The sequence below is a fragment of the Umezawaea sp. genome (assembly GCF_036375055.1).
Classification (GTDB): Bacteria; Actinomycetota; Actinomycetes; order Mycobacteriales; family Pseudonocardiaceae; genus Umezawaea.
The window spans coordinates 17457-36605 of record NZ_DASUSQ010000083.1 but is presented as its reverse complement, the minus strand read 5'-3'; the positions used below and the strand labels follow the sequence as shown (position 1 = coordinate 36605).

Annotated in this window: 19 protein-coding genes and 2 riboswitches; of the genes, 6 read left to right on the top strand and 13 right to left on the bottom strand. The window is 70.6% G+C overall.

The genetic code is table 11. The features are described 5' to 3' along the window. Positions 1-8 precede the first annotated feature (8 nt). From gcvT to VFZ92_RS22685, 7 genes are all read right to left on the bottom strand, one after another. Entirely contained in the window at positions 9-1109 is a 1101-nt protein-coding gene (gene gcvT / locus VFZ92_RS22715) for a glycine cleavage system aminomethyltransferase GcvT (protein ID WP_330878027.1), read from the bottom strand. 117 nt (positions 1110-1226) lie between these two features. Continuing rightward, positions 1227-1321: riboswitch (glycine riboswitch) on the bottom strand. Continuing rightward, a riboswitch (glycine riboswitch) is annotated at positions 1322-1409 on the bottom strand. A gap of 68 nt (positions 1410-1477) precedes the next feature. Next, a complete protein-coding gene (locus VFZ92_RS22710; RefSeq protein WP_330878026.1) occupies positions 1478-1780 on the bottom strand; it encodes a DUF3817 domain-containing protein in 303 nt (100 codons plus the stop codon). Between the two features lie 26 nt (positions 1781-1806). After that, the gene (locus VFZ92_RS22705) at positions 1807-2163 is read right to left on the bottom strand and encodes a hypothetical protein (protein ID WP_330878025.1); all 357 of its coding nucleotides are present in this window, start codon (positions 2161-2163) and stop codon (positions 1807-1809) included. Positions 2164-2271: 108 nt separating this feature from the next. Then, positions 2272-2763 (bottom strand): helix-turn-helix transcriptional regulator, encoded by a 492-nt coding sequence (locus VFZ92_RS22700; protein WP_259623720.1) that lies wholly within the window; start codon positions 2761-2763, stop codon positions 2272-2274. 245 nt (positions 2764-3008) lie between these two features. Further along, positions 3009-3170, bottom strand: coding sequence for a hypothetical protein (locus VFZ92_RS22695; RefSeq protein WP_330878024.1), 162 nt, complete (start codon positions 3168-3170; stop codon positions 3009-3011). Positions 3171-3568: 398 nt separating this feature from the next. Beyond that, a complete protein-coding gene (locus VFZ92_RS22690) occupies positions 3569-4699 on the bottom strand; it encodes a CaiB/BaiF CoA-transferase family protein (RefSeq protein WP_330878023.1) in 1131 nt (376 codons plus the stop codon). A gap of 36 nt (positions 4700-4735) precedes the next feature. Next, on the bottom strand, positions 4736-5884 hold the full coding sequence (locus tag VFZ92_RS22685; RefSeq protein ID WP_330878022.1) for an acyl-CoA dehydrogenase family protein: 1149 nt from the start codon (positions 5882-5884) through the stop codon (positions 4736-4738). 195 nt (positions 5885-6079) lie between these two features. Here VFZ92_RS22685 and VFZ92_RS22680 point away from each other — a divergent pair, with 195 nt between their 5' ends. After that, a complete protein-coding gene (locus VFZ92_RS22680) occupies positions 6080-7282 on the top strand; it encodes an acetyl-CoA C-acetyltransferase (protein WP_330878021.1) in 1203 nt (400 codons plus the stop codon). Between the two features lie 3 nt (positions 7283-7285). Further along, entirely contained in the window at positions 7286-9349 is a 2064-nt protein-coding gene (locus tag VFZ92_RS22675; protein ID WP_330878020.1) for a 3-hydroxyacyl-CoA dehydrogenase NAD-binding domain-containing protein, read from the top strand. A 246-nt stretch (positions 9350-9595) separates the two neighbouring features. Here the strand turns inward: VFZ92_RS22675 and VFZ92_RS22670 are convergent, their stop codons facing one another. Together VFZ92_RS22670 and VFZ92_RS22665 are read right to left on the bottom strand one after the other, a co-directional pair. Beyond that, the gene (locus VFZ92_RS22670) at positions 9596-10591 is read right to left on the bottom strand and encodes an AraC family transcriptional regulator (protein ID WP_330878019.1); all 996 of its coding nucleotides are present in this window, start codon (positions 10589-10591) and stop codon (positions 9596-9598) included. A gap of 228 nt (positions 10592-10819) precedes the next feature. Then, positions 10820-11380, bottom strand: coding sequence for a DM13 domain-containing protein (locus tag VFZ92_RS22665; protein ID WP_330878018.1), 561 nt, complete (start codon positions 11378-11380; stop codon positions 10820-10822). A gap of 127 nt (positions 11381-11507) precedes the next feature. On the opposite strand from VFZ92_RS22665, the gene VFZ92_RS22660 reads away from it, so the two are divergent. The 4 genes from VFZ92_RS22660 to VFZ92_RS22645 all read left to right on the top strand — a co-directional run bounded on the left by VFZ92_RS22660 (position 11508) and on the right by VFZ92_RS22645 (position 14968). Then, positions 11508-11933 carry a hypothetical protein gene (locus tag VFZ92_RS22660; RefSeq protein WP_330878017.1) on the top strand — a complete coding sequence of 142 codons (426 nt, stop codon included), beginning with the start codon at positions 11508-11510 and terminating at the stop codon, positions 11931-11933. A 364-nt stretch (positions 11934-12297) separates the two neighbouring features. Further along, on the top strand, positions 12298-12693 hold the full coding sequence (locus tag VFZ92_RS22655) for a hypothetical protein (protein WP_330878016.1): 396 nt from the start codon (positions 12298-12300) through the stop codon (positions 12691-12693). Between the two features lie 58 nt (positions 12694-12751). Beyond that, positions 12752-13855, top strand: a complete 1104-nt coding sequence (locus VFZ92_RS22650; RefSeq protein WP_330878015.1) for a GNAT family N-acetyltransferase — start codon at positions 12752-12754, stop codon at positions 13853-13855. Between the two features lie 81 nt (positions 13856-13936). Beyond that, on the top strand, positions 13937-14968 hold the full coding sequence (locus VFZ92_RS22645) for a LacI family DNA-binding transcriptional regulator (protein ID WP_330878014.1): 1032 nt from the start codon (positions 13937-13939) through the stop codon (positions 14966-14968). Between the two features lie 508 nt (positions 14969-15476). On the opposite strand, the gene VFZ92_RS22640 is transcribed toward VFZ92_RS22645, so the two are convergent. The 4 genes from VFZ92_RS22640 to VFZ92_RS22625 all read right to left on the bottom strand — a co-directional run bounded on the left by VFZ92_RS22640 (position 15477) and on the right by VFZ92_RS22625 (position 19083). Next, on the bottom strand, positions 15477-16937 hold the full coding sequence (locus VFZ92_RS22640; protein ID WP_330878013.1) for a GH1 family beta-glucosidase: 1461 nt from the start codon (positions 16935-16937) through the stop codon (positions 15477-15479). A 4-nt stretch (positions 16938-16941) separates the two neighbouring features. Further along, positions 16942-17421, bottom strand: coding sequence for a hypothetical protein (locus tag VFZ92_RS22635; RefSeq protein WP_330878012.1), 480 nt, complete (start codon positions 17419-17421; stop codon positions 16942-16944). A 9-nt stretch (positions 17422-17430) separates the two neighbouring features. Beyond that, the gene (locus tag VFZ92_RS22630; RefSeq protein WP_330878011.1) at positions 17431-17739 is read right to left on the bottom strand and encodes a hypothetical protein; all 309 of its coding nucleotides are present in this window, start codon (positions 17737-17739) and stop codon (positions 17431-17433) included. 63 nt (positions 17740-17802) lie between these two features. After that, positions 17803-19083 (bottom strand): extracellular solute-binding protein, encoded by a 1281-nt coding sequence (locus VFZ92_RS22625; protein WP_330878010.1) that lies wholly within the window; start codon positions 19081-19083, stop codon positions 17803-17805. Positions 19084-19149 lie beyond the last annotated feature (66 nt).

Genomic DNA, 19149 nt, shown 5'->3' with positions numbered 1-19149 from the left:
GGGACGGATCAGTTGGCGCGCTTGTAGAACGGCAGTGCGACGACCTCGACGGGCTCCTGCCTGCCCCGGACGTCCACCGCCAGCTTGGTGCCGGGCTCGGCGCTGCCCTTGGCCACGTAGGCCATCGCCACCGAGTACCCGAGCGTCGGGGAGAGGGCCCCGCTGGTGATCTCGCCGACCGCGGCGCCGTCGGCGTCCAGCACGGTGTACCCGTGCCTCGGCGCCCGGCGTCCCTCGGTCTTGAGACCGACGAGCGTGGTGTCCACACCGGACTCCGCGACCTTCGCCAGCGCGTCGCGCCCGACGAAGTCGCCGGGCTTGTCGAGCTTCACGACCCGGCCGAGGTTCGCGTGGTACGGGGTGCGGGAGGTGCTCAGTTCGTTGCCGTACAAGGGCATCCCGGCCTCCAGGCGCAGCGTGTCGCGGCAGCCGAGGCCCGCGGGCTTCAGGCCGTGCTCCTCGCCCGCCTCCAGGAGCGCCGCCCACACGGCGGGCGCGTCGGCCGGTGCCGTGAACAGCTCGAAGCCGTCCTCGCCCGTGTAGCCCGTCCTGGCCAGCAGCACCGGGGTGCCCGCGACCTCGGTCGGGTAGGAGGCGTAGTACTTCACCGTCGCCAGGTCGGTCGGCGTGAGGCCCGCCAGGATCGCGGTGGAGTTCGGCCCCTGCACGGCGAGCAGCGCGTAGTCCGTCGACCGGTCGACCACGGCGGTGTCGAAGCCCTTCGCGCGCTCGACCAGTTCGCCGAACACCAGCGCGGCGTTGGAGGCGTTCGCGACGACGAGGTACTCGGTGTCGCCCAGCCGGTACACGATCAGGTCGTCCAGCACACCGCCGTCGGCCTGGGTGATCATGGTGTAGCGGGCGCGGCCGACGCCGATCGCGGAGCAGTGGCCGACCAGCGCGTGGTCGAGCGCGGCGCCCGCCTCCGGGCCCTCCAGCACGATCTCGCCCATGTGCGTGAGGTCGAACAGCCCCGCCGTCCGGCGGACCGCGTGGTGCTCGGCCAGCTCGCTGTCGTAGCGCAGGGGCATCCGCCAGCCCGCGAAGTCGGTGAACATGGCGCCCAGCGCCTCGTGCTCGGCGTGCAGCGGCGTCCGACGGCTTTCCATCTGGGTGGATCCTCCCTGGTGGGCATGCTCAACGGCCGACCGCGCCGCGGGGGCGACCGGTCGACCGGCGGCGGGCAGTGGGGACACGGTCATCGGCGAGACTCCTCCTGTGAGCGAGCCTCCCCCTCTGTCATGAGCCTGAGAGCTTCGACGCGCGAGCGCGACTTGCACCGTGGGCGAGGCGCACGGGTGCGCCTGCTTTTCAGAGTTGCCTGCGTCGCGCGGTACCGGTGCCTGAGAGATTCCGGGGAGGAGTTGCTCCTTCGGCGCCCCTCGCGGGGACTCTTCCGCGCGCCATCGACGGCCGTGTTCAGTTGATACCGCCAGACGCTATTCGCAGGCCGTGCCGCAGGTCAACAGGGGTCGCCTCACAGGGGGACGCCCTCCCGGACGCGCTCGACCACCTTGCGCTCCGCGTAGAACGACAGGAACGGGATCGTGCCCGCGAGCAGGACCAGGATCGTGCCCTTGATGGACCAGCGGGCCTTGAGCCCGAGGTCGACGGCGATCACCAGGTAGATGGCGTAGAGGAAGCCGTGGACCGGACCGACGAGCTTGATCATGCCGGTCGAGTCGCCCACGTACTTGAAGAGCATGGCCACGACCAGCAGCAACAGGCCCACACCGACCACGTAGGCCATGAACCTGAACCGGTTCAACGCACCGCTCATCGCCCGTCCGACCGCCTTCGTTCCGCTTACCGCTGGTCCCGCGCGTTCAGCTCGGCGAGGTAGCGGTTGTAGACCGCCAGCTCGTCGTCGGTGTCCACGACGGGAGCCCTGACGGCGTCAACGGTAACGACAGGCGCGGGTGCGACCACGGGCGGCTCGGCTTTGCGCTGCGCGTCGAGCTTGCGGATGCGCCAGACCATGAAGGCCGGGAAGAGTCCGAACAGCGGCCACTGCAACACGTAGCCGAGGTTCTGGAAGGTCCCGCTGGCGGATTCGAACCTCGTCCACTGCCACCACGCGAGACCGCAACAGCCCACCAGCGCGACCGCGCACACCAGAGCGATGCCCAGGCGCTGGGGGGTGATGAGAGGACCGCCGGTCACCTCTCCAAACTAGCACCGGCGGTACTGCGGCTGGAGGTCCAGGGCCGGGTGACCCAAGGGTTGGGGCTCCGCTCGGAGCCCACTCCCGTATCCGGACCGCCGACCGTCCTAGGCCACGCCGTCCCGGCGTTGCCGCTGCAACCTGGCGACGCACCACGCTGCCGCACTACCCCGACGCAGGTGCTGGAGCACCGTCATCGGGCCGAGTCGACGACCCAGGTCCGCGGGCAGGAGCCCGGCCACCCGGTAGTCCAGAGCGCGCTGGTCCAACGGGCTGATGCCCGCGTCCCACCACTGCTCCGCCTCGGCGAGGTCGCCCACGAGCTGCCAGTAGCTCGCCGCCGCCTCCAGGAGGACCTCGGGCACCTCGGGTGCCCTCCTCCGCATCGCCGCCACGTACGCGGGGCTGGCCGACTCGACCCGCACCACTCCACGTGGACCACCGTTCGCCCGCTGCGAGGGGATCCCCGGCGACGCGCTGGGTGGTGCCTCCGCCAGCCAGGCGTTCTTGATCCGGTTCACCTCCTGCATCTCGGCGTCGTCCGACCGCTCCGCCGCCCACTGCCTAAGCAGTTCGTCGACTCCGGAGTCCTCGACCATTTATGCCTCCCTGGGGTCGAAGATCAGCCAATGCAGCGCACCGTATTCAAGGGTTCGGCCAACCGCTAGACCCTTGTTTGTCGATAACCCCGTTACCAGGGTGTTATAGGCCCTATTCCACCCATAAGGTCCAACGGTCGAGCCGCCACGTCACCCAGGGTGATGGTCCGGAACCGGGTCGCGCGGCCCGCCGGGGAGCGGGCCGCGCAACACCGGTCGAACGGGCCGGGACGGGGCCCCGGCGACTAGCCGAACAGGCTCCGGAGGAACGTGATGATCGCTTCGGCCCCCTCGCGCAACCAGGCGAGGACCTGCGAGACCGCGTCGGCGGACTCCACCGGGCGGGTGATCAGGAGGAACAGCACCAGCGCGACCGCCGCCAGCACGACCACCTTCTTCGTGTTCACGTCAAGCCACTCCGTCCGCTCAGGTTCGTGCGGCGGTCCCCCGTGACAGCCGGGAGCACGCCGTGTCACCCGACATGGTCCCCCATTCACCCGGTTGATGAACCTCGAACACGCATGCCGTCCTCGAACCGCCCCGAGATCAGCGCCCTGAGACGCTCGAGGGGGTTCGAGCGTCACCCGAATGGCCGCTCAAGGAGCCGTCCGGATCGGACGATGACCTGGGTACGGGCGTCTCGTCCGGCAACCCCCCAGCTAGCGCACCGAGGTACTCGCGAACCATCAGCACACCCAGAGGGTCCCGCCGCTCTCCCGAGCCGTGCTCCACGAGCACTCTGCGTGATCGCCGTAGTTCAGTGCCGTGATTCTTTCCCGGCGCTATTTCGCTGCCCTTTTATCGATCATCCAATTACTCCGGCCCGACTCAGTTCCGTAATCTCCGAGTCCGGCAGGCCGAGTTCTGCCAAGACCTCGATCGTGTGTTTTCCGGCCCGCACGGGTGGCTCGGGCGCCCCGGCGGGAGTGCGGTCGAACCGGGGAGCGGGTGCGGGCAGCGCCGTCCCACCCACGTCGGTGAACACCCCGCGCGCGACGTTGTGCGGGTGCGAGGGCGCCTCACCGGGTTCGAGCACCGGCACCAGGCACGCGTCGGTGCCCGCGGCGAGGTCCGCCCACTCGTCCCTGGTCCTCGTGGCGACCACCGCCGCGATGCGGGCGCGCAGGTCGGGCCAGTTCGCCGGGTCGTGCCGGTTGGGCAGCTCCCCCAGGCCCAGCACCTCCACCAGTTCGGCGAAGAACCTGTCCTCCAGCGCGCCGATGCTGACGTACCGGCCGTCGGCGGCCCGGTAGACGTCGTAGAACGGCGCGCCGCCGTCCAGCAGGTTCGTGCCGCGCTCGCCCTTCTCCCCGCCCGCCGCGCGCATCCCGTGCAGGAACGTCGTGAGCAGCGCGGCACCCTCGACCATCGCCGCGTCCACGACCTGGCCCCGGCCGGAGCGCTCCCGCTCGTAGAGCGCGGCGAGCACGCCCATCGCGAGCAGCAGGCCACCGCCGCCGAAGTCGCCGAGCAGGTTCAGCGGCACGGTCGGCGCCTGACCGGCCCGGCCGATGGGTTCCAGCGCCCCGGAGAGGGCGATGTAGTTGATGTCGTGGCCCGCGCGCTCGGCCAGCGGCCCGTCCTGGCCCCAGCCGGTCATCCGGCCGTACACGATGCGCGGGTTGACCGCGGCCACGTCCTCCGGGCCGAATCCGAGGCGCTCGGTGACGCCGGGCCGGAAGCCCTCGACCAGCACGTCGGCCCGGTCGACCAGGCGCAGCACGAGCGCCGCGCCCTCGGGCGTGCGGATGTCGATGCCCACCGACCGCCTGCCGCGGCCCAGCGGATCGCCCGGCACGGCGCCGGGGTCGCCGCCGATCCGGTCCACCCTGATGACGTCCGCGCCGAGGTCGGCCAGCACCATCGCACCGAACGGGGCGGGCGCGAGCCCGGCCAGCTCCACGACCCGCAGCCCGGCCAGCGGTCCCTGCTTCATGGGTTCTCCCTGCTACGGCGAACTCGTCGCGGCGGACTACAGCGACCGGGCGATGATCTCCTTCATGATCTCGTTCGTGCCGCCGTAGATCTTCTGGACACGCGCGTCGGCCCACGCCCGCGCGATCGGGTACTCCGTCATGTAGCCGTAGCCGCCGAAGAGCTGCACGCACTCGTCCACGACCCGGCACAGGCGCTCGGTCGACCACCACTTGGCCATCGCGGCCGTGGGGACGTCGAGCTCGCCGTCCAGGTGCAGGCGGATGCAGTCGTCGACGAACGACCTGGTCACCGCGGCCTCGGTGGCGCACTCGGCGAGGGTGAACCGGGTGTTCTGGAACTTGATCAGCTCACGGCCGAACGCGGTGCGGTCCTTGGTGTACTCCAGCGTCATCGCGACCGCCGCCTCGATGCCCGCGACGGAGGCCACCGCGATGATCAGCCGCTCCTGCGGGAGCTGGTTCATCAGCTGGACGAACCCCTGCCCCTCGGTGCCGCCGAGCAGGTTGGCGGCGGGCACGCGGACGTCGTCGAAGAACAGCTCGGCGGTGTCCTGGCCCTTCATGCCGACCTTGTCGAGCACCCGGCCGCGCCGGAAGCCGGGCGCCTTGGCGGTCTCGACGACGAGCAGCGAGGTGCCCGCCGCTCCTCCGGCCGGGTCGGTCTTGGCGACCACGACGACGAGGTCGGCCTGGCTGCCGTTGGTGATGAAGGTCTTGGAGCCGTTCAGCACGTAGGAGTCGCCGTCGCGGACGGCCTTGGTCTTGATGCCCTGGAGGTCGGAGCCCGCGCCGGGCTCGGACATCGCGATGGCGCCCACGTACTCGCCGCTCGCGAGCTTGGGCAGCCACCGGAGCCTCTGCTCCTCCGTGCCGTAGGCGAGCAGGTAGGGCGCGACGATGCCGCTGTGCACGCTGTTGCCCCACGCGCTGTCGCCCGCGCGCGCCTGCTCCTCGATCAGCACGGCCTCGTGGGCGAACGTGCCCCCGCCCCCGCCGTACTCCTCGGGGATGGACAGGCACAGCAGCCCGACCTCGCCCGCCTTCGTCCACAGGTCGCGGTCGACGTGCTTCTGCGCCGCCCAGCGCTCCTGGTTGGGTGTCATCTCCTTCGCCATGAACGTGCGGGCCAGCTCGCGGAGCTGGTCGAGGTCCTCGGTCATCCAGGCGGAACGGCGCTTCGGCATACCCGTCAGCCAAGCACCGCACCGCGCGGTCTGCCATGACCATCGAGCTTCCGATGAGGGGCCGAACGTGAGCGAAAATGTCGTTGCTGCTCGTCCCGCACCTGGTGCGGCCGTGGTCTGGACCGCTCAAGTGAGCTATTCGGTCACCCATCGCGGTCATGGGCAACGCCCCGCCGCGGGCCTACCGTCGAGCACATGAGCGAAGCCTTGATCTTCGATGCCGTGCGGACGCCGCGCGGCAAGGGAAAGCGCGGGTCGCTGCACAGCGTCAAGCCGGTCACGCTGGCCGCCGGGGTGCTGAAGGCGCTGTCCGAGCGGAACGCACTGGACACCTCGGCGGTCGACGACGTCGTGTTCGGCGTGGTGTCGCCGGTCGGCGAGCAGGGCTCGGACATCGCGCGGACGGCCGTGATGGCGGCGGGCTGGGCGCAGCGGACGGCGGGCGTGCAGCTCAACCGGTTCTGCGCGTCGGGCCTGGAGTCGGTGAACATGGCGGCGGCGAAGGTCGCGTCCGGGTTCGAGGACCTCGTGGTCGCCGGTGGCGTCGAGTCGATGTCGCGGGTGGCGATGGGCTCGGACGGCGGCGCGTGGGCGTCGGACCCCGAGACCAACATGGCGACGAACTTCGTGCCGCAGGGCGTGAGCGCGGACCTGATCGCGACCCTGGAGGGCTTCGACCGGTCGGCCGTCGACACGTGGGCCGTGCGGTCGCACCGGCTGGCGACGCTCGCGCAGGAGAAGGGCTACTTCGACCGGTCGATCGTGCCGGTCGTGGACCAGAACGGCACGCTGGTGCTGGCGGCCGACGAGACGATCCGGCCGGAGACGACGCTGGAGCGGTTGGCGGGGTTGAAGCCGAGCTTCCAGTTCCACGGTGACCTCGGGTACGACTCGGTGGCGATCGACCGGTACCCGTCGGTCGAGCGGATCAACCACGTCCACCACCCCGGCAACTCGTCGCAGATCGTCGACGGCGCCGCGGCGATGTTGATCGGGAACGAGCGGGCGGGCAAGGACCTGGGGTTGACGCCCAGGGCCCGGATCATCGCGACCGCCGTGATCGGCACCGAGCCGACGATCATGCTGACCGGGCCCGCCCCCGCGGCGCGCAAGGCGCTGGACCGGGCCGGGTTGACGGTCGAGGACATCGACCTCTTCGAGATCAACGAGGCTTTCTCGTCGGTGGTGCTGAAGTTCCAGCGCGACCTCGACCTGCCCGAGGAGAAGATCAACGTGAACGGCGGGGCCATCGCGCTCGGGCACCCGCTGGGGGCCACCGGCTGCATGATCCTGTCGACGCTGCTGGACGAGCTGGAGCGCCAGGGGCTCCGGCGGGGCCTCGCCACGCTGTGCGTCGGTGGCGGCATGGGTATCGCGACGATCATCGAGAGGGTCTGAGACATGCCTGTGCACTACGAGAAGGACGCCGGGGGCGTCGTCACGTTGACGATGGACATGTCCGGGTCGGCGAACGTGATGAACGCCGAGTACCAGGAGGCGATGGGGGTCGCGGTCGACCGGCTGGAGGCCGAGCGCGACGAGATCACCGGGGTGGTGCTGACGTCGGCGAAGAAGACGTTCTTCGCCGGTGGCGACCTGAACCTGCTGATCCAGGTCACGCCGGAGAACTCGTCGGAGGCGCTGGCCGGGGTGTCGCTGGTGAAGTCGCAGCTGCGGCGGTTGGAGCTGCTGGGGAAGCCGGTGGTGGCCGCGGTCAACGGTGCCGCGCTGGGCGGGGGGCTGGAGATCGCGCTGGCCTGCCACCACCGGGTGGTGCTGGACGACGACCGGATCAGGCTGGGGTTGCCCGAGGCCACCCTCGGGCTGCTGCCGGGCGGCGGGGGTGTGACCCGGATGGTGCGGTTGCTCGGCTTGCAGGCCGCGCTGCCGCTGCTGATGGAGGGCAAGCAGCTGCGGCCCTCGCGGGCGTTGCAGGCCGGGTTCGTGGACGAGCTGGCGGCCGACCGGGACGACATGATCGCCAAGGCGCGGGCGTGGATCGCCGCGAACCCCGCGCCGCGGCAGCCGTGGGACGAGCCGGGGTTCGCGATCAAGGACGTGCGGGTCGGGGACCCGAACGTGTACTCGCTGCTCGCGGCGGCGCCTGCCGTGCTGCGGAAGAAGACCCACGGCGCTTTCCCCGCGCCGGAGAAGATCCTCGCCGCGGCGGTCGAGGGTGCGCTGGTCGACTTCGAGACGGCGTTGCAGATCGAGGGGCGGTACTTCCTGGAGCTGGCCTCCGGGCAGGTGTCCAAGAACATGATCACGGCGTTCTGGTTCCAGCTCAACGAGATCAACGCGGGCGGTTCGCGACCGTCCGGTGTGGAGCGCCGGAAGACCGCCAAGGTGGGTGTGCTCGGCGCGGGGATGATGGGCGCCGGGATCGCCGAGGTGAGCGCCAAGGCGGGCATCGAGGTCGTGCTCAAGGACGTGACGCTGGAGGCGGCCACCAGGGGCGCTGCCGGGATCGCGGGGATCACCCCCACCGACTCCGACGCCGACCTCGCCGGGTGCGACCTGATCATCGAGGCGGTGTTCGAGAACCGCGAGCTGAAGGGGAAGGTGCTGCCCGCGGCCGAGGCCGCGGCGCTGCCGGACGCGGTGATCGCGTCGAACACGTCCACGTTGCCGATCACCGGGTTGGCCGCCTCGGTGTCGGACGCGGAGAAGTTCATCGGGCTGCACTTCTTCTCGCCGGTGCAGAAGATGCGGCTGGTGGAGATCATCCGCGGGGAGAAGACGTCGGACGAGACGCTGGCGAAGGCGTTCGACTACGTGCTCCAGATCGGGAAGACGCCGATCGTGGTGAACGACAGCCGGGGCTTCTACACGTCGCGGACGTTCGGGACGTACGTGACCGAGGCCGTGACGATGGTCGCCGAGGGCGTCCGGCCCGCGTTGATCGAGAACGTGGCGAAGAGGGCCGGGATGGCCGTGGGGCCGTTGGCGGTGTCCGACGAGGTGACGCTGACGTTGCAGCTGAAGATCCGCGAGCAGACGTTGGCGGACGACCCGTCGTTGGCCGCGCTGGGCGCCCACCCGGCGTTCGCGGTGATCGAGGAGCTGGTGGGGCTCGGACGCACCGGGAAGTCCGGTGGGGCCGGGTTCTACGAGTACCCGGAGGGCGCGAAGAAGTTCCTGTGGCCGGAACTGGTGACGCGGTACTCGCGCGAGGACGCCGGGGTGTCCGAGCAGGACGTCGCGGACCGGTTGCTGTTCGTGCAGGCGTTGGAGACGGTGCGCTGCCTGGACGAGGGGGTGTTGACGAGTGTTCGGGACGCGAACATCGGGAGCGTCTTCGGGTTCGGGTTCGCGCCGTGGTCCGGGGGGACGTTGCAGTTCGTGAACTCGTACGGGCTCGGGGCTTTCGTGGAGCGGGCTGATTACCTGGCGGATACGTACGGGGAGAGGTTCCGGCCGCCTGCTTCGCTGCGGGAGCGGGTGGTGAGGGGGGAGGGGTTCTAGGGGATCTTCCCTCCCCGATCTTGGCAGTGTCTCGACGCCCCGCCCCTTTGTCCAGGCTGGAAAGATGCCTTGACAAAGGGGTGGGGCGTCGAGGGTCTTAGAGCATCGGGGGCGGGGGGTGCGGGTGGAAGAGCTGTGGGTGGTGGGGTGGGTCCGGGGTTGGTTCGGGCCGGGGGCCGGTCACATCCGGGTGCCGTTGGCCGGGAGCCGGCTGGGTGCCGTTGGACCTGTGAGAGTTCTCGGTGGTCAGGTGCCGGCTGCTCTGTAGGCTCCCGGGCTGCTTCCCGTCCAGCGTTTGAACGCCCTGTGGAACGCCGAGGCTTCCGAGAAACCCAATCTCAGAGCCAGCTCTTCTACCGATTCGCCGCCCCTCACCAGGCTTGAGACCGCCTGGTCGCGCAGCAGCTGCTCTCTCACCTCGCGGAACGAGGTGCCTTCCGCTGCCAGTTTTCTGCGCAGCGTTGGGGCGCTGACTCCCAGTCTCGCCGCCACCTCTGGCAGGCCGCCGGAGATCCCGTTGCCGAGGATGCGCCTCACCAGGCCCGCGGTGTTGGCGCCGTAGTCCCTGCGGGACAACAACTCCGCCGGTGAGGCGCGGAGGTAGCGGTGCAGTGCGCTCTCGTCCTGGACCACCGGCATCCTGAGGAACCTGGTGTCGAACCTGAGCGCTGTCCTCGGTGCGTTGAAGTTCAGCGGACAGCCGAAGATGAGGTGGTACTCGCCGCCGTGGGCTGGTTCCGGGTAGCTGAAGTCGACTCTGCGCAACGGGATCCGCCTGCCGATCAGCCAGCTGGAGAAGCGGTGCCACAGGACCAGCAGGGACTCCGCGAGGAAGTGGTCCGGGTCGTCCGCCGCGGACAGGTCCAGTTCCAGGCGGAAGGTGTCCGGGGTGTCCTCCACCAGCGACATGGCAGGCCTGGAGTCCAGCAGGTCGTAGAAGTCCAGGCCCCTCCGCAGTGCGGCGCCCAGGTCCGGGCAGTGGACCGCCAGCAGGCACATGGTCTGGAAGGTGCCCCGTTTGCTCGGCTTCGGGCCGAAGCCCATCAGCTCGTCGTCGAGCTGGTCCCACAGCGCCTGGATGAGGTGGGTGTACTGCTCGGCGGTGACCCTGGCGCGGTCGTCGGCCAGCAGCGACCCGCTGATCCCGGCCGCGGCCAGCACCGGGGTCACGTCGTGGCCGCCGCGGAGCGCGCCGCGCAGGGCGGCGCGGACGTAGTGGATCGCGATGGTCCTGGTGAGCATCACCCGACAGTCTCCCACCGGACATCCGGGTGCGGCGGCGCGGTCTCCCGCGCCGCCGCCCGCGGATGGCTCACCCCAGTGAGCCGACTCCTCGCCGACGGGGCTTGTGCTCGTCCGCCGGCAAGGGAAGTTGTGCCTCACACCACGGTATGAGGTCTAGACCAGATACGTCAATACGGTCCAACGGCCCTATCCGGGCCGCGCAGGCGGCCGTGTTCCGCCTGCGTGTCAGGCCTGTTCCAGCGGCGCTACGGCGAAGCCCGCGGAGAACCGCTGGCACCAGATCACGACGCTGCGCACGCCGTCCAGGTCGGTGGCCGCCGGGATCTCGTAGACCTGGTTGCCCTGGTTGGCCTTGAGCTTTCCCAGGCTGGTGAAACCGCTGCCGAACGCCTTCTCGGCCGAGTCGGACGGCTTGTCGGACAGGTAGACGTAGAGGTCCGGACCGTCGCTGGTGTCCAGGGCCTCGAACTGGACGACGTGGCCGCCGTCGGCTCGCCGCACCAGCGTCGCGGAGCCCGTGGTCGCGTGCTCCAGTGAGCGGAAGGGTCCCGATGCCAGTGCGACCGGTTGCTTCGGGGGTTCGGGGGTCGACGAGGTCGCGGAGGCCGTGGGGCCGGTGGTCGTCGGCGCGCCTGCCGCCGGGGCGCTGGTCGACGGTGGGACCAGCAGGGCCTCGTCGGCGGTGCGGGTGGTGATCAGCCGCCAGGGCTGGAACAGCGCCAAGCCCACCCCGACCCCCACGACCAGGACCACCGCCACCGCGCTCACCACTACCCGCCGGGACATGCCCGCCACCCTTCGTCGTCCGATCAGTCCGTCCCCGAGAGGAGACCACCGGAGACGTGCCTCACGGGGCGGTTTCGGCCTTACGAAGTTCTGACATCAGCTCACCTGATCGGGTTAGGGTCGCCCGGTGGTTCCACGAACGAGCACGGAGACGACCGTCGGCCAACTGGTGGTCGGGGCAATCATGCTCGGCTGCGCCGCCGCGGGTCCGTTCCCGAGTCCCGTCCCGCTGCTGTTCGTGATCGCCGCGGTGGGCACGGCCAACGCCGCGTTCGACCTCATGCGCACGTTCGGCTCGGCGCTGCTCGGGGGTGTGGCCGTCGCGAGCGTCGGACTGGCCGCGGTGCCGTTCGCGACCTGCTCCAACGACCGGTTCACCGACGTCTTCACCTGCGCGGGCGACGCGCCGACGTGGCACATGACCGGTTCGGTGCTGGTGGCGGGCCTGTCCGGCGCGAGCCTGGTGCTGGCGCGGATCGCGGGCACGGCGAGCGTCGACCAGAGGCTGGCGCGGATCCAGGAAGACCTGAACGCGATGCGCGGCAGGCGTTGACCACCGGTCCGGGTGCGTGAACCGGGCACCCGGAGCCATTTCACCCGACCGTGCGCATAGGACTCGAGCCGGGTCGTCCCGCGCACGGGCCGCGGGCGCAAAGTCGGCCGGTGCGCGGCGGTTCGAGCGCGGTGACAAGGGAGCCGGGGTGGTCGTCGAGCCATTCTTCCCGGTCAGCGCGCCGACGCGGAAAACCACGCGCTGGGAGATCGATCGGTGCATCGACTTCCAGGGGTCAGAGGCAGACCTGGAATGGCTCGATTAAGTTCAGCCAACACATTTATCCGGCGTCGAACCACCTGTACTGTCTCGAACGAATCCCTCTCCACACGACGTTCTGGTCATCCCTGCGAAGGAGCTTGCTGTGCGAGTGCTCTGGGCCGCGTGCGGCTCGGCCGTCGCGGCATCGGCGTTGGCCGGTGTGCTGCTGGGTGTGCTCCTCGACGGTTCCGGGCAGCAGGCCGGTGATCCGACGAAGCCGGGGTCGACCTGGATGACCAACGCCCCGTCGAGCACGTCCAGACCCCCGTCGTCGTCGACCGGTTCGAGTTCCAGCGTCCCGCCGTCGTCCACGACGACGACCACGACCACGACGACCACCACTCCCCCCGCCGCGCCGCCCCCCGAGACCACGACGACCGAGGCCGTCGCGCCTCCGGTGGCGACGACCCAGACCACCACCACGACGACGACCACCAAGCCCAGGGAATGGCCGTGCAGCCCGCTCAACCCGCTGCCACCGCCCACCTGCGGCCCCTGAGCGGAAGTCGAAACAAGCCCGTCCCCCGGCGGCAACAGGAGCTCGGAAGCCTGGAGCGATGGAGTCCACGGGGAAGACCACACCGCTGACCTGGCGACTGCGCGTCCAGCTCGACGACAGTCCCGGCGCGCTCGCCAGGGTCACCATCCGACTCGCCGAACGCGACTGCAACGTGCTCGCGCTGTCCGTCATCCCGGTGCCCGGCGGCGTCGTCGACGAACTCGTCGTGCGGGCCGCGCCCGGCCTGCTGCCCGCCGACCTGGTCGAGGCGATCCGCGCCGAGGGCGGCCGGTGCGTCGGCATCACCAACGCCGACGTGCACGACCTGGTCGACGCCCCGACGGCGGCCCTGCGCGCGGCGGGCGACGCGGTCCGCCACCCCGGCAGCGCGTGCGACGCCCTGCGCGCCGTGCTGGCCGCGGACTCGGTCGTGGTGCTGCCCGTCGGCGCCGAGGGCGACCCGTCCGACGAGAAGCCCGGCCACCACGCGCGCCTGCTCACCCGTGACGGCACGGTCGTCGTGGCGCGGCGCGGCTGGTCGCCGTTCACCCAGGTCGAACTGGCCAGAGCGGCGGCGCTGATCGACCTGCTCGACGAGTCGGGCACGCCCACCCCTCGACCGACGGCGCTGATCAGCGCGGACGGCATGGCGCTGGTGCTCAGGGCGGGCGGCGCGGACGACGAGGACGCCGTGGCGGCCCTGCACTCGCGGTGCTCGATGCGGACCCTGTTCACCCGCTACCACTCCGGGATGCGCACGCTCCCGCGCCGCTGGCTGCACCGGCTGCTCAGCCCGCCGCGGGGCAGCACCGTGGTGGCGCAGTGCGCGGACCGGGTCGTGGCGCTGGGCCAGCTGATCCGGACGTCCACTCCGGACAGCGCGGAGATCTCCCTGCTCGTCGAGGACGCGTGGCAGCACCGGGGAGTGGGCACGGCGCTGCTGTGCGCGCTGGCCGACACCGGTCGTGCGGCGGGGTACCGCGAACTCGTGGCGTGGTGCCTGCCCTCGGAGACCGGGCTCGTGCGCACGGCCGCCCGCGCGGGCCTGGAGACCGCGGTGCGGCGGGAGGACGGACTGCTGCGGCTGTCCATCACGCCGACGCCCGCGCCGCTGCGCGCACCCGTCCGCGCGGCGCGTGCGCAAATCGGTGGGACTCGCTGACGGTCGGGTGTGGGAGCGCTCCCGAGCGGGGGTGATCCGGCTAAGCTGAGCCGATTCACCGATCGTCGAGGAGTGGTGCCCGTGTCCGTCCAACCGCAGCGCGCGGCGCGTCCCACCCTGGAGGACGTCGCCGAGAGAGCGGGCGTGTCGAGGGCGACGGCGTCGCGGGTGCTGAACTCCTCGCCGAGGGTGAGTCCCGAGGCGCACGAAGCGGTGACGGCTGCGGTGGTGGAGCTCGGTTACACGCCGAACCACGCGGCCCGCTCGCTGGTCACGCGGCGCACCGACGCGGTCGCGGTCGTGTTCTCCGAGCCGGAACCGAAGATCTTCGACGACCCGCACTTCGGGCAGCTGATCAGGGCGGCGGCCCGCGCGCTCGCCGCCGCGGACGTGCAGATGGTCCTGATGCTGGTGCACTCCCCCGAGGACCAGGCCCGCGCCGAGCGCTTCCTGGCGGGCGGCCACGTCGACGGCGCCCTGCTGTTCGCGCCGCACAAGGGCGACCAGCTGCCGTCGATCGCCCGCAAGCTCCCGCTGCCGGTCGTCTACGCGGGCCGCCCGTGGGGTCCGCTGCGCGGCCTGCACCTGGTCGACAACGACAACACCGGCGGCGCGGTCGTCGCGACCGAGCACCTGTTGTCGTTGGGGCGCAAGAAGATCGTCAGCGTCACGGGCACGGCCGACGAGTACTCGTCCATCGACCGCCTCGAAGGCTGGCGGACGGCCGTCGGCGCGGACGACGCCGTGACCGCGCTGATGACCGAGAGCGGCAACTTCGACCGCGAGGGCGGCAAGCGGGCGATGGCCGCGCTGCTCGACCGCGTGCCCGACCTGGACGCCGCGTTCGTCGCCAGCGACCTGATGGCCGCGGGCGCGCTGGACGCCCTGCGCGAGGCGGGCAGGCGCGTGCCGGACGACGTGGCCGTCGTGGGCTTCGACGACCACCCGCTGATCGCCCCGCACACCGAGCCGCCGCTGACGACGATCAAGCAGGACTCGAACGACCAGGTGGCCCACATGGTCAACCACCTGCTGCGGCTGCTGCGCGACGAGCCGGTCCGGGCCCGCCGGGAAGTGCTGCCGACGATTCTCGTGCGCCGCCAGTCGACTTGATACCACCTTCGGGCGGTATTACTACTACCCCTGGTGTCCTTATCGCCGCCAATGGCCACTCTTTCGAGCATTTCCTATTGCCGCAGACAACTCACCGTATTTGTCGGACCCCGAGAGTAATGTATAAAACAGGGGTCCCCCTGGGCGGGTTACCTCTGAGTCGGCGTGAGTGCGCGAGGCGGGGAAGCGCGATTCCGCGTGATCGCGTTTTGCCGTTCGGAAATTGTTGACCGCGGGTCAATCGCCATTCCGCCGACCGGGCTTCCGGTCACGCGGTGCGGCACCCCCGCCCTGAGCACCGGACACCGCTCGACGGGGTGGCGAGTCCGCGGTCGGGGCACGGCGGACGGCCGTCATTCCGATGAGCGCTTGTCGATGCAAACAACTCTGCGTACGTCTCCCCCGGAATATGCATCGCACATGAATTGAGGAGGCCCCGATCGGGACCTCCTCAAGCCCTGGACGAGGGACCCGCGCGACGGTGCGGGCCCCTCGTCACCTCACGCCCCTACTCCACCTCGTACCCGGTGGCGGGAATCGAATTGCGGCCGATGATCCGCGCCAGGGTCGCCCCGCTGCGCTTCACCGTCCGCTCCTGGGTCTCGTAGTCGACCCGCACGACACCGAACCGCTGGCTGTACCCCTCGGCCCACTCGAAGTTGTCCAGCAGCGACCACGCGAGGTACCCGCGGATGTCGGTGCCCGCCTCGATGGCCCGGTGCACGGCCCGCAGGTGGTCGACCAGGAACGCGACCCGCTGCGGGTCCTCGACGTGGCCGAACTCGTCGACCTCGTCGACGAACGCCGACCCGTTCTCGGTGATCACGATCGGCAGGCCCGGCGCGTCCTTCCCGAGGCGGACGAGCAGCTCGGCGAACGCGTCCGCGTTCTGCTCCCAGCCGAAGCTGGTCAGCTCACCGCGCGGGTCGAGCAGCTCGACACCGCGCAGACCGGGGAACGGCCCGTCGGTGACGACCTCCGGGTCGGCGGCGGGCGCGACGCGGGTGGGGCTGTAGTAGTTCACGCCCAGGAAGTCGATCGGCGTGGCGATGACGTCGAGGTCACCGTCCAGCACCACGCGCTGCCAGTCACCGAGCCACGCCACGTCCTGCACTACGTCGGCCGGGTAACCGCGGCCGAGCACCGGGTCCAGGAAGATCCGGTTGTGCAGGCCGTCGACCTTGCGCACGGCGTCCAGCGACGCGGTGTCATCGTTGTCAGCCTTGCCCTGGGTGAAGTTCAGGACCAGCGAGAACTTGTGTTCCTCGGTGGCCCGCTCGCGCATCGCCCGCGTGGCGAGGCCGTGCGCCAGGAGCAGGTGGTGCATGGCCTCCAGCGACGCCTTGGAGTCCGTCAGGCCGGGCGCGTGGTTGCCCTTGTGGTGACCCAGGAACGCGGAGCACCACGGCTCGTTGAGCGTGCTCCACAGCTTCACCCGGTCGCCGAGGTGGCCGAACACGACCTGCGCGTACTCGGCGAACCGGTGGGCGGTGTCGCGGTTGCGCCACCCGCCCTGGTCCTCCAGCCACTGCGGGAGGTCCCAGTGGTACAGCGTGGCGACGGGCTCGATGCCCTTGGCCAGCAACTGGTCCACCAGCCTGTCGTAGAACGCCAGACCGCGCGGCTCCACCAGGCCGTCGGCCGCGGGCACGATCCGGGGCCACGCCACGGAGAAGCGGTACGCCGCCAGGCCGAGCTGCGACATCAGCTCGACGTCCTCGGCGGACCGGTTGTAGTGGTCGCACGCGGGCTCGCCGGTGTCGCCGTTGAGCACCTTGCCCGGCGTGGCGGCGAAGGTGTCCCAGATGGACGGTGTGCGACCGTCCACGGTGGTCGAACCCTCGATCTGGAAGGACGCGGTGGCCGCGCCCCAGGTGAAGCCCGCCGGGAATCGGAGGGTGTCGGGGGCGAGGTCCGGGGCGGGCACTGGCGCCCGCCCGACTCGGCTGTCCGGGTCGGTGGTGGTCATCTAGTCATCCCTTCACGGCACCCTGCACGATCCCGCCGACGATCCGGCGGGCCGGCAGGATGAAGATCGCGACGACCGGCAGCACCGCGAGCGATGCGCCGGCGAGCATGAGCGAGTGGTCGGTGTGGTAGCCGCTGGCCAGTGCTGACAGCGCGACCTGGACCGTCGGGCCGTCGTTGGGGTCCAGCACGATCAGCGGCCGGAAGAAGTCGTTCCACGCCGTCGTGAACGCGAACACGCCCATGACGGCGGCCTGGGGTCGCACGATGACGGCTTGCGGGGTGCCGTACCGGTCGAGGTCGGACATCAGCGTGTGGAGCGGGACCACGCCGAGCTGGGTCGGCACCATCGCGGTGCCCGGGGCGAGGAGGAACGGGGAGTTCGTCATCGCCGGGGAGGAGTCGACGGTGTCGAAGACCCTGGTGGTGTTCTCGACCGGGTGACCACCCGGCGTCAGCGGCGGGGCGGTGTCGAGCGCTGCCACGGCTCCCCCTCAGCCCTTGGACGCGATGCGTCGCGTCACGGAGAAGTTGATGCCCGCGACGACCAGGACGACCAGGATCGGGGTGTTCCAGGAGTTGGCGTCGCCGAGGAGGGTCGCGTAGTTGTCGAGGCCGACGAGGCCCTGGTCGCCGTCGATCGGCTGCCAGTCGCGCAGCGACACCCAGGCGGTGTGCAGCAGGGGGTGGAGGCCGAAGACGCCGAACACCAGGAAGAAGGGGGCGATCACCAGGTGGGGCGTGCACTCGCCGTCCAGCCGCGCGAGCGGCCACCGCCGGTCGCCGTTGGTCTCACCGGCCATCGACGGCCCCCGGCGCGCGGCGGAGCGGGGCCGGGACCCCGCTCCGCCCGTGGTTGTCCGGTGTCACTTGACGGCGTCCTGCGCTTCCTTCAACGCCTGCGCGAACGCCTCCGACGTGTTCTGCTTGCCCTGTTCGACCCTGGAGAGGGCGCTGCTGAACACCGGGGTCACCTTGGAGTCCTTGGTGCCGCGGTAGGTGGGTTGCAGGTTCTCGGCGGAGGTGCCGAAGATCTGGCCGACCGGGGCGTTGTTGAAGTAGGTGTTGACGGTGGCCGTGACCTCGGGGTCCTTGTAGGCCACCGGTTCGCTCGGCAGGTTGCCGGTCTCCTTGAAGATCCGCTTCTGCTGCTCGGGGGCGGTCAGCCACTTGGCCAGCTCGTAGGCCTCCTGGGGGTGCGCGCTCTGCTTGGGCACGGCCAGGAAGGACCCGCCCCAGTTGCCGCCGGGGCCGGGGGCGTCCGCGACGTCCCACTTGCCCGCGGCCTCGTCGCCCGCGCCCGCCTTGATGAGGGCGAGGGCCCAGGCGGGGCACGTGGTGGTGGCGAAGGACGCCTGCTTCAGCGCGACGTTCCACTCCGGGCTGAACGGGGGGAGCGCGCCGGTCTGGCGCTTCTCGCCGAGGCTCGCCGCGAGGGTGAAGGCGTCGCCGACCTTCGTGTTCCTGTCGGCGATGTAGGAGTCGTCGGCCTTGGCGAAGTACGCCTCCTCGGTCTGGTCGAGGATCGCCTTGTAGACGTTGAGGGCCGTGTCGACGAACTTCACGTCCGGCGTCTGCTCGGTGAAGGTCTGGGCGGTGGCGACGTAGTCCTGCCACGTGGGCCAGAGCTTGCCGACCTCCACGCGGTCGACGGGCAGGCCCGCCGCCTCGAACAGGTCGCGGCGGTAGCACAGGGCGAGGCTGCCCATGTCCGTGCCGAGCCCCAGCACGAAGTTGCCGTTGTCGGTGGTGCCCTGGCTCCACTTCCAGGCGGCCCACTGGTTCTCCAGGTCCTTGGCGCCGTGGTCCGCGAGGTTCACGAACTTGTCCTTGGACTGGCGGAACTGGGCGACGTTGCCCTCTTCGATGGCGACGATGTCCGCGGCGCCGCGTCCGCCCGCGAGCTGGGTGGCGAGCTGCGTGTGGTGCTGCTCCATCTTGACCTTGCGCTGCTCGACCTCGATGTTCGGGTGCGCGGCCTGGTACTCCTTGACCAGGGCGTCGTACCCGAAGTCGGAGAAGACGCCGATGGACAGCTTGATCTTGCCGTCCGAGCCTCCCGCCTCTCCCCCGCACGCCGCGACGCTCGTCACGGCGAGGGCGGCCACCACGGCCGCAGCCGCACGACCGACCAGAGTCCTGCTCATCCGTCCTCCTCGGCGCGCTCCGCCCGCGTGACCCAACGCAGTGAGAGCGCTCTCACAGTCGACGTG

Bases quoted from the DNA above. Each gene is read 5' to 3' on its own strand.
- gcvT (WP_330878027.1), bottom strand. From the start codon at position 1,109: ATGGAAAGCCGTCGGACGCCGCTGCACGCCGAGCACGAGGCGCTGGGC.
- VFZ92_RS22710 (WP_330878026.1), bottom strand. From the start codon at position 1,780: ATGAGCGGTGCGTTGAACCGGTTCAGGTTCATGGCCTACGTGGTCGGT.
- VFZ92_RS22700 (WP_259623720.1), bottom strand. From the start codon at position 2,763: ATGGTCGAGGACTCCGGAGTCGACGAACTGCTTAGGCAGTGGGCGGCG.
- VFZ92_RS22690 (WP_330878023.1), bottom strand. From the start codon at position 4,699: ATGAAGCAGGGACCGCTGGCCGGGCTGCGGGTCGTGGAGCTGGCCGGG.
- VFZ92_RS22685 (WP_330878022.1), bottom strand. From the start codon at position 5,884: ATGCCGAAGCGCCGTTCCGCCTGGATGACCGAGGACCTCGACCAGCTC.
- VFZ92_RS22680 (WP_330878021.1), top strand. From the start codon at position 6,080: ATGAGCGAAGCCTTGATCTTCGATGCCGTGCGGACGCCGCGCGGCAAG.
- VFZ92_RS22675 (WP_330878020.1), top strand. From the start codon at position 7,286: ATGCCTGTGCACTACGAGAAGGACGCCGGGGGCGTCGTCACGTTGACG.
- VFZ92_RS22670 (WP_330878019.1), bottom strand. From the start codon at position 10,591: ATGCTCACCAGGACCATCGCGATCCACTACGTCCGCGCCGCCCTGCGC.
- VFZ92_RS22665 (WP_330878018.1), bottom strand. From the start codon at position 11,380: ATGTCCCGGCGGGTAGTGGTGAGCGCGGTGGCGGTGGTCCTGGTCGTG.
- VFZ92_RS22650 (WP_330878015.1), top strand. From the start codon at position 12,752: ATGGAGTCCACGGGGAAGACCACACCGCTGACCTGGCGACTGCGCGTC.
- VFZ92_RS22640 (WP_330878013.1), bottom strand. From the start codon at position 16,937: ATGACCACCACCGACCCGGACAGCCGAGTCGGGCGGGCGCCAGTGCCC.
- VFZ92_RS22630 (WP_330878011.1), bottom strand. From the start codon at position 17,739: ATGGCCGGTGAGACCAACGGCGACCGGCGGTGGCCGCTCGCGCGGCTG.
- VFZ92_RS22625 (WP_330878010.1), bottom strand. From the start codon at position 19,083: ATGAGCAGGACTCTGGTCGGTCGTGCGGCTGCGGCCGTGGTGGCCGCC.